We start from the raw sequence: 15,356 nt of genomic DNA, 5'->3' as shown, positions 1-15,356 counted from the left end.
TTCCTGACAAATAACCCTGGTTAATTGATAAGAAATGATGAGGCGTCACCATGGCAGATTTATACGAAAACCCAATGGGCCTGATGGGCTTCGAGTTCATCGAGTTCGCAGCGCCGACTCCTGGCACGCTTGAGCCGATCTTCGAGATCATGGGCTTCACCAAGGTCGCGACCCACCGTTCCAAGAACGTGCACCTGTATCGTCAGGGCGCGATCAACCTGATCCTCAACAACGAACCCAACAGCGTCGCCTCGTACTTCGCTGCCGAACACGGCCCGTCCGTTTGCGGCATGGCGTTCCGCGTCAAGGATTCGCAGAAAGCCTACAGCCGTGCACTGGAACTCGGCGCTCAGCCGATTCATATCGAAACCGGTCCGATGGAGCTCAATCTGCCAGCGATCAAAGGCATCGGCGGCGCGCCGCTGTACCTGATCGACCGTTTCGGCGAAGGCAGTTCGATCTACGACATCGACTTCGTGTTTATCGAAGGCGTTGATCGCAACCCGGTCGGCGCCGGCCTGAAGATCATCGACCACCTGACCCACAACGTTTATCGCGGTCGCATGGCCTACTGGGCGAACTTCTACGAGAAGCTGTTCAACTTCCGCGAGATCCGTTATTTCGACATCAAGGGCGAGTACACCGGCCTGACCTCGAAAGCCATGACCGCACCAGACGGCATGATCCGCATCCCGTTGAACGAAGAGTCGTCCAAAGGCGCCGGGCAGATCGAAGAGTTCCTGATGCAGTTCAACGGCGAGGGCATCCAGCACGTTGCCTTCCTCACCGACGACCTGATCAAGACCTGGGATCAGTTGAAGAAGATTGGCATGCGCTTCATGACTGCGCCGCCGGACACTTACTATGAAATGCTTGAAGGACGTCTGCCGAATCACGGCGAGCCGGTCGATCAGCTGCAATCGCGCGGCATTCTGCTCGACGGTGCGTCGGAGCAGGGCGACAAGCGTCTGCTGTTGCAGATCTTCTCGGAGACCCTGATGGGCCCGGTGTTCTTCGAGTTCATCCAGCGTAAAGGTGACGATGGTTTTGGCGAAGGCAACTTCAAGGCATTGTTCGAATCGATCGAGCGTGACCAGGTGCGTCGTGGTGTGCTGACCACTGAGTAATCCGCACCTGAAATGAAAAATCCCGGCCTGCAGAGATGCAGGGCCGGGATTTTTTTTCAGTATCAAAAGATCGCAGCCTTCGGCAGCTCCTAGAGGAAAAACGCATTCCAAATGCAGGAGCTGCCGAAGGCGGCGATCTTTTGCTTTCAGGAGCGGCGTTGGCGGGTCAAATGCTTGAAGCCCTCGAAAACCAGCACCACCACCGCCAGCCAGATCGGGATGTAGGTCAGCCATTCGCCCGGCTTGATGCTTTCTCCCAGCAACAACGCCACTGCAAGCAACAACACCGGCTCAACATAACTCAACAAGCCAAACAGACTGAAAGGCAGCAGGCGGCTGGCAATGATGTACACCACCAGCGCGGAAGCACTGATCAGGCCGAGCAGCGGAATCAGCCACATCAGTCCCGGATACTGATCGAATACTGCCAGACCTTGTTCGCCGCCCTGCACAAACCAGTAAGCAATCGGCAGCATCAAGGTCATGTCGACCCACAGGCCGCCAAGATTGTCGGTTTTCAGGTATTTGCGCAGGACGAAGTACAGCGGATAGCCGACCACGACGACCAGCGTCGCCCAGGAAAATCCACCGACCTGATACAGCTCGTTCACCACGCCGAGGCAGGCAAAGAACACTGCGATTTTTTGCAGGTAAGACAGGCTTTCGCCGTAGGTAATCCGCCCGGTCAGCACCATTGCCAGTGGCAGCAGGAAATAACCCAGCGATACATCGAGGCTGTAGCCATTGAGCGGCGCCCACATGAACAGCCATAGCTGCACGCCAAGCAGCGCCGACGAAACAAGCAGCCCGGCGATCAGTTTCGGCCTGGCCGCCATCAACCGGATCAGCTCCACTACCCGACGCCATTCCCCGGATACCAGCATGAACAAGGTCATGCACGGCACGGTCAGGAGCATCCGCCAGCCGAAAATTTCCACACCGCTCAGAGGCGTAAGCAGCGACGTGTAGTAATACATGACGGCAAACAGCACCGAGGCTGACACTGATAAAGCGATACCTTTAGACAAACTGTCCTCGCGTGTTGAGGGTTGAACGGGTGCGCAGGATACGGGTTTTTCGTGGCGAATATTGAGCAAGTGCTCATTATTTCAAACGCAAAGCAGGCGCGCGGGCGCCGGACCTGTTGGCAGATTCAGCATAGTTGGCGAACTGCCTTGGCGAGCTCTGGTTGGTTAGCGCCCGTTATCGATCAGCCTTCAACGGATTGCCGAAGCGTTTGAGGTACAGCTCCCCAAACTTGTACGAGGCGTAATCGGACACATGACCGATGTCGCGGTACACCGGCACGTCATCGACCGTGGTCATGCAGGTGCCGTCTTTGCATTGCACGGTTTTTGGATCAAGCACCATCAATTGTGGATAGTCCGTCTGCAGTTCGGTGAACAGCTTCGCCATGAACGGATCCTCCAGGCCTGACCATGGCACGGCAGCACACAGACGGCTCTGTTCAGCGCTGCCCATCATCCCGCGCAGCTTGACCTGTCGGAGCAGGCACTCGTTGATTCTCGCGGGCATGGGCAGGGTATTCATCAGCAGGATCGGCCGCGCACCGGATTTGACGATGATGTCCAGCGCCTCTCGAAGCGCCATCCCCAGTCGTTGCTGGGACAACTCCAGGCTGCGCGGGTCATCGAGTTTCGTGACGATGGAATCGGTGAGGTAAGCCTCCCAGAACTGGCCGATGATCACGTACTGAAAACGATTGCTGGCGATGAGGTCGTAGTAGCGTTGCGCCGCGGCGTGACATTTCTCATACAGCGCGTTTTTGGCTTTGTACCAGTTGTAGAGATAGATCCGGGGCAGTGCGAGGCAGGCGGGATATCCCTGGGCCAGCACCGACAGCCCAGCATCCTTGGCGAGTGTTTCGACAAAGCCCCAATAGTGGTTCGAGTATGAATCGCCGATCAGCATCACCTGCGGTTTCGCCTGCGTCGCGCCCATGATGCAGCCCGGATTGGTGCCATCACTGGCGCCCAGGCAATCCTCACGGTTGAGCGGTACATAGGCTTTCAACGTGCTGAACATAGCGACCGAGTCTTCACCAAACCGGTTAGGCCAGCCCTCATGGTTTCTACCCGCCGCGTGCAGCAGCGACAGGCAGATCGCGGGCAGTACCATCATCAACAGCAGGGTTTTGGCGAAACCGGCTCGCGCCTTGCGAAAGCGGTTTTCAACAAGCACAAACGACAGGTAACCGATCACGAACGTGGCGATGAAGTACACGACCGTCACGCTTGGCGTCAGCGCGATGCCCAGATAAGCGAGCACCGCGAGAATCGGCCAGTGCCACAGATACAGCGAGTAGGAGAGGGTGCCGATAAATACCAACGGTTTGAATGCCAGGGCATTCGAGGTGATGCTGACGTCACCGATACCGCGAAACAGCAGCACCGCGGTGGCAATGCACACCGCGACAGCATGGGGACCGGGGAAGCCACCGAGGATGTCATCCTGAATCGCACAGTAGAAAATTGTTGCCAGTGCAAGCGCGCAAACCAGAGAAGCGCTCAAACGGCCCAGGCGAAATCTGTCCGAGCTGAAAATGACCGCACACGAGCCGATCATCAATTCAAAGATTCGCGCGGTGAAGAAGTAGTAGTTCAGGTCGGGATAGGCCCGAGACAGGTACAGCGCGAGCGCCGTGGCGGCCACAGTCAATCCTAGTACGACGGCTTTGAACGCTTTTCCCGGCACATAGCGATCAAGCAGCCAGATGCCCAATGGCAGTAGCAGGTACCACTGCCATTCAATGGCCAGCGACCAGGTGTGCAACAGCGGCAGACTCGCCGCGTCGGGCGTCGCATAACCCGTAGTCACTTTGGAAAAGTACTGATTGGAGATGAGCAGCGAGGTGTATTTCCCGCTTTTCAGAAAGTCGATGTAGTCATCGGGCAAATACAGCAGCGTGCTGACGACTAACGTCACTACCAGCAATGCAATGACTGCCGGTTGCAGGCGCCAGATTCGCCGGGTGTAGAACCCGGTGAAGCTGAACGTGCCGTTCTCCAGCGCTTTCATGATGATCGAGGTGGTCAGATATCCCGAAACCACGAAGAAGATGTCCACGCCGATAAAGCCCGACGGAAACAGCGTCAGGCCGCCGTGGAAGACGAGAACGAGCAGAACTGCGATTGCCCGCAGCCCGTCGATGTCCGCACGGTATTCAAGGGCGGCAATCCGCGGGTTGGCGCTGGTTGGCGGCGCAGAAGGGGAGGTGTCGTATGCCTTTTTGTTATCGAACGCTTTGAACATCGCGCGCAGAGGCTTGCAGGCAAACTCGAGAGGCCGATTGAACATTGACTATCCTGGCTGACTTTTCGAGCGAGCAACCGTAGGTCGTGGCTGCTGAAGCTCGGTTCCATAAAGCGGCCGAGTATATAGGTTTTGTTACAAAGGCCTTGTTTCGTTTCCACCGGCCAGCCCTCTCTTTCGGGAGAGGGCTGGGGCAAAAGTCAGGACTGAATCGGTTTGCGTCCCGACACAAAATGGCTCACATCGTTGAAACCCGGTGTCGAGGCATGCCCCGGTGTCACCAGCGAATCAATGAACGCCTCGTCTTCGGCGGTGATCTTCACCGCCTGCGCCAGCGTGTAGGCGTCCCACTGCTGTTCAGTGCGTGGACCGACGATCGCCGAGGTCACCGCGCGGTTGTTCAACACCCAGGCAATCGCGAACTCGACCATGCCGACGCCGCGTTGCTCGGTGTATTGCTGAATCTGCTGGGCAATGCGCAGCGACTCCACGCGCCATTCGGTTTCCAGAATGCGCTTGTCCTGACGCCCGGCGCGGCTGTTGGCGTCTGGGGTCACATCGGGGGCGTACTTGCCGCTGAGCACGCCACGGGCCAGCGGGCTGTAAGGCACCACACCGAGGCCGTAGGTTTGCGCAGCGGTGATCTGCTCGGTCTCGGCCTGGCGGTTGACGATGTTGTACAGCGGCTGGCTGATTACCGGCCGATCCACGCCCAGTTTGTCGGCAATGCGAATCACCTCGGCAATCCGCCAGCCTCGGTAGTTCGACAAGCCCCAATAACGAATCTTGCCTTGGCGAATCAGGTCGCCAATCGCCGACACGCTGACTTCAAGCGGGGTGTTGTGGTCTTCGCGGTGCAGGTAATAGATGTCGACGTAGTCAGTTCCCAGCCGCGTGAGGCTGGCTTCAAGCCCGTTGAAGATGTGTTTGCGGCTCAGACCGCTGCGGTTCGGCACACCGTCCACTGGGCCGAAACCGACCTTGGTGGCCAGTACCCATTCATGCCGATGCCGGGCAATCGCCTCCCCGACGATCTCTTCGGAACGGCCGTTGGTGTAGACGTCGGCGGTGTCGATGAAATTGATCCCCTGATCCCATGCCTTGTCGATGATGCGCAGCGAATCTTCCGTGCTGGTCTGTTCGCCGAACATCATCGTGCCGAGGGTGAGGGTAGAGACCTGCAAGCCCGAGTGGCCCAGTGTGCGGAAGCTCATGCCGAAATCCTTTTGTCGGTGGGAAGGGGTTAATCAAATACCAGAAGCGTCAGAGCCCGCAAAGTGAATTATTGCACCGGTTAAACGCAAAAGATCGCAGCCTTCGGCAGCTCCTACAGGGAACGCATTCCAGAGAAGGAGCTGCCGATGGCTGCGATCTTTTGATCTGCGCGTCTGATTAGGCCCGCAACGCCCGCGTCATCCGCAAGGCCAACAGACTCCCGCCGACAATCACCGCCGCCAGCACATACAACGCCGCATCCGTCGAACCGGTGCTGTCCTTGACCCAACCGACCAGGTACGGACTGAGGAACCCCGCCATCTGCCCCATCGAGTTGATCAACGCCAGGCCACCGGCCGCCGCACCCGCGCTCAACATGGCCGTTGGTACTGGCCAGAACATCGGCAGGCCGGTCAGCGCTCCCATCGTCGCAATGGTCAGGCCGAGAATCGCAATCGCCGGATTCGCTGCAAAATTCACTGCTATCACCAGCCCGACCGCCCCCATCAGCATCGGTACCACCAAATGCCAGCGACGCTCCTTGCGCAAGTCTGCCGAACGCCCGACCACCAGCATGAACACTGCCGCCAGCAGATACGGAATCGCACTCAGCCAGCCGATCACCAGGTTATCGCTGAAGCCGAGGTTCTTGATGATCGAGGGCAGCCAGAAGTTGATCGCGTAGACGCCGCTCTGGATGCAGAAGTAGATGAGGCCGAACGCCCAGATCGCCGGGTTCTTGAACACCGCGAGCAGCGAGTCGGTGGCGGTTTTCGGTTTGTTGGCGAGGTCTTCGGCGTGGTCGGCTTCGAGCACCGAACGTTCGTGGGCGGTCAGCCATTTGGCGTTGGCGAAACTGTCGCTCAACAGGAAATAGGCCAGCGCGCCGAGGATCACGGTCGGAATGCCTTGCAGCAGAAACATCCATTGCCAGCCGGCCAGGCCACCCTGGCCAGCGGCGAAGTGGTTGAGGATCCACCCGGAAAACGGGCTTCCGAGCAAACCTGAGACCGGAATTGCCGACATGAACAGCGCCATGATCCGCCCACGGCGGAAGGTCGGGAACCACTGCGAGAGATACAGCACGACGCCCGGGAAGAAACCGGCTTCAGCCGCACCGGTGAAGAAGCGCAGGGTGTAGAACTCGGTGGGTGTGGTGACGAACAACAGGCAAGTCGACAGCGTGCCCCAGGTGATCATCATCAGCGCAATCCAGCGCCGTGGGCCGAAACGGGTCAGTGCCAGGTTGCTCGGCACGCCGCACAGCACGTATCCGATGAAGAAAATCCCGGCGCCGAGGCCGTACACGGTTTCGCTGAACTTCAGTGCATCGAGCATCTGCAACTTGGCGAAACCAACGTTGACCCGGTCGAGGTAGTTGAACAGGTAGCAGATGAAAATGAAGGGAATCAAACGCAGGGTGATGCGTTTGTAGACGGCGTTTTTACCGTCGTCGATGGTCTGGGTAGCTGCGGCGCTCTGCGACATAGCGGCTCTCTCTTTATTATGATTTTTTGCGATGCAAAGGGTAACGTTGATCGCCCTGAGAGTCTCGGCCACCTTTGGCCGGATTGTCTTTGTGCCTGAGCACAGGGTTTGTCGCCAGACCCTGTGCGGCTGAACAACCGCTTGTGCCTGAAATGAAGGATTGTCGCCGCTATGTTCGAACTCGATCACGACCTTGCCCAGCACATCGTCGACCGGGCCATGGCCATTTTGCCGTACAACGTCAACGTCATGGACAGTCAGGGCCTGATCCTCGGCAGCGGCGAACCGGAGCGGATCAACACCCGTCATGAAGGCGCGCAACTGGTGCTGGCCAACGGGCGTGTAGTGGAAATCGATGCGCAGACGGCGGTGCATCTCAAAGGCGTGCAGCCGGGGATCAATCTGCCGCTGCTGCTCGACCAGCGCCTGATCGGCGTGCTCGGCATCACCGGCGAGCCGGAACAATTGCGCACCTACGCCGAACTGGTGCGCATGACCGCCGAAATGCTCGTCGGCCAGCGCAATCAGCAGGCCGAGCAGCAGTGGCGGCGCCAGCGTTGTGATGATCTGCTGGCGCTGTTGTTGAGCGAGGCGGGGGATTCGCCGCGTCTGGTCGACGAGGCGCAGCAGCTCGGGCTGAAGCCACAATTGACGCGAGTGCCCTATCTCTTCGAACTGGGCATTGAGCACGGCCCCGGGCAAACCGTCGAGGCGTTGAGCGCATGGCTGATATCGCGTTATCCCGACAGTTGGTGCGTGAGTTCGGCGAAGTCGTCGCTGCTCTGGTGTCGCCCGGCGAGCCAGCACGTCGAGCATGATCGCCTGCTGGAAAAACTCGACGGCCTTGGCTGGAAGATTCTGCGTATCGCCGTCGGCGGGCAGGCGGATGGTCTGGCCGGGTTGCGTCGCTGCTATCGACGGGTCGGCGATTTGCTTGCTTATGGACGTGATGTGCTGCCGAATTCGAGGCTGCTGACGCTCAATCGTTACCGCTTGCCGGTCATGCTGTGGCGCCATCGCAACGATGATGCGCTGGACGAACTGCTCAAACCCCTGCGCAAGGTCATTGCCAAGGACAGCAACGGCCAGTTGCTCGCGACCTTGCGCAGTTGGTGCGAGCACGATGGTCAGAGTCAGGCGTGTGCCGATGCCCTGGAGATTCATCGCAACAGTTTGCGTTATCGGATGGAGCGGATTGCCGAGTTGAGCGGGGTTGATCCGTTGAAGCTGGACGGGATGCTGGCGTTGTATCTTGGGGTGCAGCTACTGCCGCAGACAGATCCGGGTTAATTGGGCGACTTCAAAGACGCCATCGCGAGCAGAATGCATTCCCCTGTAGGAGTGAGCCTGCTCGCGATGGCGGCGGTACATTCACCGCAGAGCCTTTTGTGAAAATGAACAACAATCACCTCCAGCCCTTGTGCACCCGACCGGCGTCAACGCTCGCGACCGCTGGCAGCATGAACGCCACTGCAACCGGAGAATTCCCATGAAGATCGTCATCGCCCCCGACTCGTTCAAGGACAGCCTGAGTGCCCAAGGCGTTGCCGAAGCCATCGCCCGCGGATTGGCTCAGGTCTGGCCGCAGGCGACACTGATCAAGTGCCCGATGGCGGATGGCGGCGAAGGGACGGTCGAGTCGATTCTCGCGGCCTGCGAAGGCGAACTGCGCCGCACCCGCGTGCGCGGCCCGTTGGGTACGCCGGTCGACGCGGCGTGGGGCTGGTTGCCGCACAGTCACACGGCAATCATCGAAATGGCCGAGGCCAGCGGCCTGCAATTGGTGTTGCCGGGACAGCGCGATGCCTGCATCAGCAGCACCTTCGGCACCGGCGAATTGATTCGTGCTGCGCTGGATGCGGGGGCGCAACGGGTGATTCTGGCGATTGGCGGCAGCGCGACCAACGACGGCGGGGCCGGGGCGATGCAGGCCTTGGGCGTGAAGTGGCTGGATGCGCAGGATCAGCCGCTGGTGCCCGGTGGGCTGGCCTTGGCGAATTTGGCGCGATTGGATTTGAGTGAACTTGATCCACGTCTGGCCGATGTGCGTTTCGACATCGCCGCTGATGTCAACAATCCGCTCTGCGGCCCGCAGGGTGCCTCGGCCATTTTCGGCCCGCAGAAGGGCGCGTCGCCTGTGCAGGTTGAGCAACTGGATCAGGCGCTGGGGCACTTCGCCGAACTCTGCGCGCAGGCGTTGGGCAAGGATGTGCGCGATGAGCCGGGCAGCGGCGCGGCGGGTGGCCTGGGGTTTGCGGCCAAGGCTTTTCTCGGCGCGCAGTTTCAGGCGGGCGTCGAGGTGGTGGCGGAATTGGTCGGGCTTGCTGAGGCGGTCAAAGGCGCGGATTTGGTGATTACCGGCGAAGGCCGTTTCGATGCGCAAACCTTGCGCGGCAAAACGCCGTTCGGTGTCGCGCGAGTTGCCAAACAACATGCCGTGCCGGTGATCGTGATTGCCGGGACCTTGGGCGAGGGCTATCAGGAGCTCTATCAACACGGCATCGACGCCGCGTTCGCCGTGACCAGCGGGCCGATGACCCTGGAACAGGCCTGCGCCGAAGCACCACGGCTGCTGGGTGAACGCGCGTCTGATATTGCGCGGGTCTGGCAACTCGCCACCCAACGCTGATCGGCTTGCGTATGTAGGAGCTGTCGAGTGCAACGAGGCTGCGATCTTTTGATCCTGCTTTTAAAAGTCAAAGGATCGCAGCAGTGTTTGATTGTTGTAACGTCCGGAAAAATATTTGCTGCGGACCCGAAACCTTCCTCAAGCCTGGCCGATACAACGGTCAGGCGCGCACAAAACCATAACCCAGTGACGCCGGACTGCCGCCCGCCAAGGGCCAGTGCTCACGGCATGGACGCTCGCAGTTTCTTTCTATTCGAGAGTCCGACCATGTCCCTGCGTAACCTCAATATCGCGCCCCGTGCTTTCCTCGGTTTTGCCTTTATCGCCTTGCTGGTGATCGTCCTCGGCGTGTTCGCCGTCAGCCGTATGACGGTCATTCGTCAGGCGTCGATCGATATGGACACCAACCAATTGCCCAGCGTGACCCACCTCAGCGTGGTCACGGAAAACGTCCTGCGCATGCGCATTCTCTCGTTCCGTGTGCTGGTCAATCGCGAACCGGCCAGCTTGCAAGAAGCAGAAACCCGCATCGCTGTGCTGGTCGACAAGGTACGCAAAGCCCAGGCCAGCTACGCCGCGCTGCCAGCAGGCGCTGACGAGCGCGCGGTCTTCCAGACGTTTTCGACCACGCTCGATAACTACCTGCAAGCGCAGAACCGCATGCTTGAGCTGTCGCGCCAGGGCGATCTGGAAGCGATGCGTGCATTGATCAACACGCGCATCAAGGAAGGCACCGATCAAATGGGCGAGCAGCTCAACAAGCTGATCGGCATGAATACCGCCGGGGCCAGAGCGGCGGCCACCAAGGCCGGTGAAAACTATGACAGCGCCATCACCGGGATCATCATCGTCGCCGTGATTGCGGCACTGGCCACCGTGTTGCTCGCCTGGTTGCTGACCCGCAGCATCGTCACGCCGCTCAACCGCGCCGTGCTCGCTGCGCAAACCATTGCCGACGGTGACCTCAGCAAAGCCATCGAAGTTGACGGCAAGGATGAACCGGCGCGCCTGCTCGAAGCCTTGGCCGCGATGCAGACCAACCTGCGCAAAACCATCGAGCAGATCGCCGGTTCCGCCACGCAACTGGGCGCCGCTGCCGAAGAACTCAGCGCCGTCACTGAAGAAGCGTCGCGCGGGCTGCAGCAACAGAACAACGAAATCGAGCAGGCCGCCACGGCCGTCAACGAGATGACCGCTGCGGTGGAAGAGGTGGCGCGCAACGCCGTGTCGACTTCCGAAGCGTCAAACCAGTCGACCCACGCCGCCCGCGAAGGTCGCGATCAGGTGGTTAAAACCGTCGACGCGATCCAGACCATGACTCACGACGTGCAGAACACCGCGCAGATGATCGAAGGCCTCGCCGCGCAAGGTCGTGACATCGGCAAGGTGCTGGACGTGATTCGCGCGATCGCCGAGCAGACCAACCTTTTGGCGCTCAACGCTGCGATTGAAGCGGCGCGTGCCGGCGAGGCTGGCCGTGGTTTTGCCGTGGTGGCTGACGAAGTGCGCGCCTTGGCCCATCGCACCGCGCAGTCGACTCAGGAAATCGAAAAAATGGTGGCCGGCATCCAGAACGGTACCGGAGAAGCGGTTTCGTCGATGCAGCAAAGCAATCAGCGCACCCAGTCCACGTTGGAAATGGCGCGCGCGGCGGGCGTGGCACTGGAGCAGATCACGCAATCGATTCACCAGATCAACGAACGCAACCTGGTTATCGCCAGCGCTTCGGAAGAGCAGGCGCAAGTCTCCCGCGAAGTCGATCGCAACCTGGTCAACATCCGCGACCTCGCCACGCAATCGGCCGCCGGCGCCAACCAGACCAGCGCCGCGACCCACGAACTGTCGCGACTGGCAGTGGATTTGAACGCCATGGTGGCGCGTTTCGTGATTTGAGATACGGTGAAGGCTGGAAACCGCGCTAACAGGAGACGTACATGCGCTATTCAGCCTTGACCCAACGAATCGCCGGGGAGGGTGCCGCTGCCTGGCAGATTCACGACCGAGCGCTGGAACTGCGCGCCGAGGGCGTTGATGTTTTGTTGTTGAGCGTCGGCGATCCGGATTTCGATACGCCGTTGCCGATCGTCCATGGTGCGATTGACAGCCTGTTGGCCGGCGACACCCATTACGCCGATGTGCGTGGGCGGTTCGAGCTGCGCAGGCTGATTGCCGAGCGTCATCGCCAGCGCAGTGGTCAGCGTGTTGATCCTGATCAGGTGATTGTCCTGCCCGGCGCGCAATGCGCGGTGTACTCGGTGGCGCAATGTCTGCTTGATCCGGGTGATGAGGTGATCGTCGCCGAGCCGATGTACGTTACTTACGAAGGTGTGTTTGGCGCCTGCGGTGCCAAGGTGATTGCGGTGCCGGTGCGCCCGGAGAACGGTTTTCGTGTCGACCCAGCGGATGTTGCGGCGCGTATCACCCCGAGAACCCGCGCCATGTTGCTCAACAGCCCGAACAATCCCAGCGGCGCGAGTTTGTCTTTGCTGATCTGGCAGGAACTGGCGGCGCTGTGCATTCGCCATGACCTGTGGTTGATCAGCGATGAGGTGTACAGCGAGCTTTTATATGAAGGCGAGCACATCAGCCCGGCGAGCCTGCCGGGCATGGCCGAGCGCACCGCAACGATCAACAGTCTGTCGAAATCCCATGCGATGACCGGTTGGCGCATCGGCTGGATGATCGGCCCGAAACCCTTGGCCGAGCATCTGGTGAATCTGTCGCTGAGCATGCTCTTCGGTCTGCCGGATTTCGTACAGAAGGCCGCACAAGTGGCGCTGCAAAGTGATCTGCCGGAAGTCGCGCAGATGCGCGAGGAGTATCGCTTGCGCCGCGATCTGGTTTGCGAACGTTTGTACGGTTGCCCTGGGTTGCAGCCGATTTGCCCGGATGGCGGCATGTTTGTGATGGTCGATGTGCGCCAGACTGGGCTTGGCGCTCAGGCGTTTGCCGAGCGCTTGCTGGAAGGTTATGGCGTCTCTGTGCTGGCCGGCGAAGCGTTCGGGCCGAGCGCGGCGGGGCATATTCGCATCGGGCTGGTGGTGGATCGGGTCAAACTGGCGGATGCCTGCGCGCGGATTGCGTTGTGTGCGGTGCAGCTGCTGCAGGCGCGGAGTGCCTGATGTTTTGGGTTGCCTGTTCCGGCCTCATCGCGAGCAGGCTCACTCCTACAAGGGGACGCATTTCAAATGTAGGAGTGAGCCTGCTCGCGATTGCGATTGTGTAGGCAATAAAGATCTCAGTTTTGCCAAGTAGAGGCATTCACCAGATTCGCCGGCCGCTGCCCACCCAGCGCCGCCAACAGATTCTCCACCGCACACCGCGCCATCGCCTCGCGCGTCTCATGGGTCGCCGAGCCCATGTGCGGCGTCGCCACCACATTGCTCAGCTGCAGCAACGGCGAATCATGATTCAACGGCTCGCGCTCGAACACATCCAGCCCCGCCGCGCGAATACGCTTGTTGCGCAATGCCTCGACCATCGCTGCTTCATCGACCACTTTGCCGCGAGAGATATTGATGAAAATGCTCTCCGGGCGCATCAGCGCAAACTGTTCGGTGCCGATCAAGCGTTCGGTCTGCGCCGTCAGCGGCAAGGTCAGGCAAATGAAATCAGCCTGCTGTAATAATTCTTCGAGGCTTCGATACTGCGCATCAAAACGCGCCTCGACCGCCGGCTTGCGCGACTGGCTGTGATAGATCACCGGCATGCCAAAGCCGAAATGCCCACGCTGGGCCAGGGCCTCGCCGATGCGGCCCATGCCGATGATGCCCAGCGTCTTGCCGTGCACATCGGTGCCGAAATGCGCCGGACCGATGTTGCGGCTCCATTGGCCGCCACGGACCATGTTCGCCAGTTCGACCACGCGCCGGGCAGCGGCGAGGATCAGCGCGAAACCGGTGTCGGCGGTGGTCTCGGTGAGCACATCCGGCGTGTTGGTCAGCAGAATCCCGCGCCGGCTCAGATAATCAATGTCGTAGTTATCGACACCGACGGAAACGCTGGCAATCGCCTCCAGCTGCGGCGCCAGATCCAGCAGCGCCGCATCGAGTTTGAGGCTGGCGCCGAGCAAACCGTGGGCGCGGGGCAGGGCATCGCGCAACTGCATGAGGCCATCGGCGTCGAGGCTTTCAATCTGCGTCACGTCAAACTGCGCTTGCAGGCGCGCCATCAGCGCGGGCGAGAGTTTCTTGTACAGCACGACCTGTTTTTTCATGGCAAAAATCCTTTCAGGAATGCGCCGGCACACGCGGTGTGGCGACGGCTTTGGCGACGACGCGATCACTGGCGCCGGGCTTGAGGAAAATCGTCAGCACCACCGACAGCAGCAACGCGCCGCTCATCAACAGATAGGAAGCGCCGGGCGAACCGGTGGAGCTGTTCAGATAACCGACCAGATATGAACCGCCGAACGAGCCGAGCGCGCCCATGCTGTTGATCAACGCCATGGCACCGCCCGCGACGTTGGCCGGCAGGATTTCCGGAACGATGGCGAAGAACGGCCCGTACGGCGCGTACATGCAGGCGCCGGCGATCACCAGCAGTGTGTACGACCACCAGAAATGTTCGGCGCCCAAGGCATAGGAGCCGTAGAACGCAATCGAGGCGATCAGCAGCGGCGGCCAGACGAAGCGTTTGCGCTTCTGCAATTTGTCCGAGCCCCACGACACCGCGAGCATGCCGATCACCGCCGCCAGATACGGCAGCGCCGACAGCCAGCCAGCCTCGATCATGTCCATCTGCGCGCCTGCCTTGAGGATCGACGGCAGCCACAAAACGAAGCCGTAAACGCCGATGCTCCAGCAGAAGAACTGCAGCGCCAGGATGATCACCTTCGGCGAACGGAATGCCTCAGCGTAATTCTTCACCGCTTTGATACCGACCTGCTCGGCGGCGAGGGCGCTTTCCAGATCGTGTTTTTCCTGATCGTTGAGCCACTTGGCCTGGGCCGGACGATCATCGGCCAGTCGCCACCAGATAAAGGCCCACAGAACCGCCGGCAGACCTTCAATGATGAACATCCAGCGCCAGCTGAAATGCTGCACCAGATAACCCGAGACCACTGACATCCACAGCATGGTCACCGGGTTGCCCAGGATCAGAAAGGTATTGGCCCGCGAGCGTTCGGCGCGGGTGAACCAGTGGCAGAGATAGACCAGCATCGCCGGCATCACCGCCGCTTCGACCACGCCGAGCATGAAGCGGATGACGATCAGCCAATAGGCGTTGGAGACCACGCCGGTCAACGTGGCGAGACCGCCCCAGAGGATCAGGCTGACGAAAATCAGCTTCTTCACACTGTGCTTTTGCGCGTAGATCGCGCCCGGTACCTGGAAGAAAAAGTAACCGAGAAAGAACAACGCACCGAGCAGCGAGGACAGGCCCGGTGTGATCATCAGGTCTTCGGCCATGCCCGACGCAGCGGCGAAGCCGTAGTTGGCGCGATCGAGATAGGCCAGGCTGTATGTGATGAACACGATCGGCATGATGTACCACCAGCGGCGGGTGGCGAGGGTTGCGGTTTTCATCAGTGTGACTCCTGAGCTTGTTGTTTTTGTCGCAGCAGGTTCAAAAATTTGCGTTGCCTAGGCAGGCCTCTTCGCGAGCAGGCTCGCTCCCACATT

Annotated in this window: 11 protein-coding genes; 5 read left to right on the top strand and 6 right to left on the bottom strand. The window is 60.0% G+C overall.

Annotated elements, in window-relative coordinates; genetic code table 11:
* The first annotated feature begins 50 nt into the window (after positions 1-50).
* Positions 51-1,127, top strand: a complete 1,077-nt coding sequence (gene hppD / locus DCO47_RS10520; protein WP_016774910.1) for a 4-hydroxyphenylpyruvate dioxygenase — start codon at positions 51-53, stop codon at positions 1,125-1,127.
* A gap of 146 nt (positions 1,128-1,273) precedes the next feature.
* Here the strand turns inward: hppD and rarD are convergent, their stop codons facing one another.
* From rarD to DCO47_RS10500, 4 genes are all read right to left on the bottom strand, one after another.
* The gene (gene rarD, locus DCO47_RS10515) at positions 1,274-2,155 is read right to left on the bottom strand and encodes an EamA family transporter RarD (protein ID WP_065616257.1); all 882 of its coding nucleotides are present in this window, start codon (positions 2,153-2,155) and stop codon (positions 1,274-1,276) included.
* Between the two features lie 175 nt (positions 2,156-2,330).
* Entirely contained in the window at positions 2,331-4,445 is a 2,115-nt protein-coding gene (locus tag DCO47_RS10510) for an acyltransferase family protein (protein WP_116658049.1), read from the bottom strand.
* Positions 4,446-4,600: 155 nt separating this feature from the next.
* Positions 4,601-5,614, bottom strand: coding sequence for an aldo/keto reductase (locus tag DCO47_RS10505; RefSeq protein WP_116658048.1), 1,014 nt, complete (start codon positions 5,612-5,614; stop codon positions 4,601-4,603).
* Positions 5,615-5,792: 178 nt separating this feature from the next.
* On the bottom strand, positions 5,793-7,103 hold the full coding sequence (locus tag DCO47_RS10500; protein WP_042606862.1) for an MFS transporter: 1,311 nt from the start codon (positions 7,101-7,103) through the stop codon (positions 5,793-5,795).
* A gap of 171 nt (positions 7,104-7,274) precedes the next feature.
* Between DCO47_RS10500 and DCO47_RS10495 the strand changes: the two genes are divergently transcribed.
* From DCO47_RS10495 to DCO47_RS10480, 4 genes are all read left to right on the top strand, one after another.
* Entirely contained in the window at positions 7,275-8,393 is a 1,119-nt protein-coding gene (locus DCO47_RS10495) for a sugar diacid recognition domain-containing protein (RefSeq protein WP_116658047.1), read from the top strand.
* 199 nt (positions 8,394-8,592) lie between these two features.
* On the top strand, positions 8,593-9,732 hold the full coding sequence (locus DCO47_RS10490; RefSeq protein WP_116658046.1) for a glycerate kinase: 1,140 nt from the start codon (positions 8,593-8,595) through the stop codon (positions 9,730-9,732).
* Positions 9,733-9,999: 267 nt separating this feature from the next.
* On the top strand, positions 10,000-11,625 hold the full coding sequence (locus DCO47_RS10485; RefSeq protein WP_116658045.1) for a methyl-accepting chemotaxis protein: 1,626 nt from the start codon (positions 10,000-10,002) through the stop codon (positions 11,623-11,625).
* Positions 11,626-11,666: 41 nt separating this feature from the next.
* Positions 11,667-12,854 carry a pyridoxal phosphate-dependent aminotransferase gene (locus DCO47_RS10480; protein WP_071172586.1) on the top strand — a complete coding sequence of 396 codons (1,188 nt, stop codon included), beginning with the start codon at positions 11,667-11,669 and terminating at the stop codon, positions 12,852-12,854.
* A gap of 116 nt (positions 12,855-12,970) precedes the next feature.
* Here the strand turns inward: DCO47_RS10480 and DCO47_RS10475 are convergent, their stop codons facing one another.
* Positions 12,971-13,948: a D-glycerate dehydrogenase gene (locus tag DCO47_RS10475; protein ID WP_064362725.1), complete on the bottom strand. Its 978-nt coding sequence runs from the start codon at positions 13,946-13,948 to the stop codon at positions 12,971-12,973.
* Between the two features lie 13 nt (positions 13,949-13,961).
* A complete protein-coding gene (locus DCO47_RS10470) occupies positions 13,962-15,260 on the bottom strand; it encodes an MFS transporter (protein WP_042606869.1) in 1,299 nt (432 codons plus the stop codon).
* Between the last annotated feature and the right edge of the window lie 96 nt (positions 15,261-15,356).

The organism is Pseudomonas sp. NDM (genome assembly GCF_003105095.1).
GTDB classification, from domain to species: Bacteria; Pseudomonadota; Gammaproteobacteria; order Pseudomonadales; family Pseudomonadaceae; genus Aquipseudomonas; species Aquipseudomonas moraviensis_A.
The sequence above is the reverse complement of the archived record's forward strand: the minus strand, read 5'-3'. Positions and strand labels throughout refer to the sequence as shown.

Bases quoted from the DNA above. Each gene is read 5' to 3' on its own strand.
- DCO47_RS10500 (WP_042606862.1), bottom strand. From the start codon at position 7,103: ATGTCGCAGAGCGCCGCAGCTACCCAGACCATCGACGACGGTAAAAAC.
- DCO47_RS10480 (WP_071172586.1), top strand. From the start codon at position 11,667: ATGCGCTATTCAGCCTTGACCCAACGAATCGCCGGGGAGGGTGCCGCT.
- DCO47_RS10470 (WP_042606869.1), bottom strand. From the start codon at position 15,260: ATGAAAACCGCAACCCTCGCCACCCGCCGCTGGTGGTACATCATGCCG.
- hppD (WP_016774910.1), top strand. From the start codon at position 51: ATGGCAGATTTATACGAAAACCCAATGGGCCTGATGGGCTTCGAGTTC.
- DCO47_RS10505 (WP_116658048.1), bottom strand. From the start codon at position 5,614: ATGAGCTTCCGCACACTGGGCCACTCGGGCTTGCAGGTCTCTACCCTC.
- DCO47_RS10510 (WP_116658049.1), bottom strand. From the start codon at position 4,445: ATGTTCAATCGGCCTCTCGAGTTTGCCTGCAAGCCTCTGCGCGCGATG.
- DCO47_RS10490 (WP_116658046.1), top strand. From the start codon at position 8,593: ATGAAGATCGTCATCGCCCCCGACTCGTTCAAGGACAGCCTGAGTGCC.
- DCO47_RS10495 (WP_116658047.1), top strand. From the start codon at position 7,275: ATGTTCGAACTCGATCACGACCTTGCCCAGCACATCGTCGACCGGGCC.
- DCO47_RS10485 (WP_116658045.1), top strand. From the start codon at position 10,000: ATGTCCCTGCGTAACCTCAATATCGCGCCCCGTGCTTTCCTCGGTTTT.
- DCO47_RS10475 (WP_064362725.1), bottom strand. From the start codon at position 13,948: ATGAAAAAACAGGTCGTGCTGTACAAGAAACTCTCGCCCGCGCTGATG.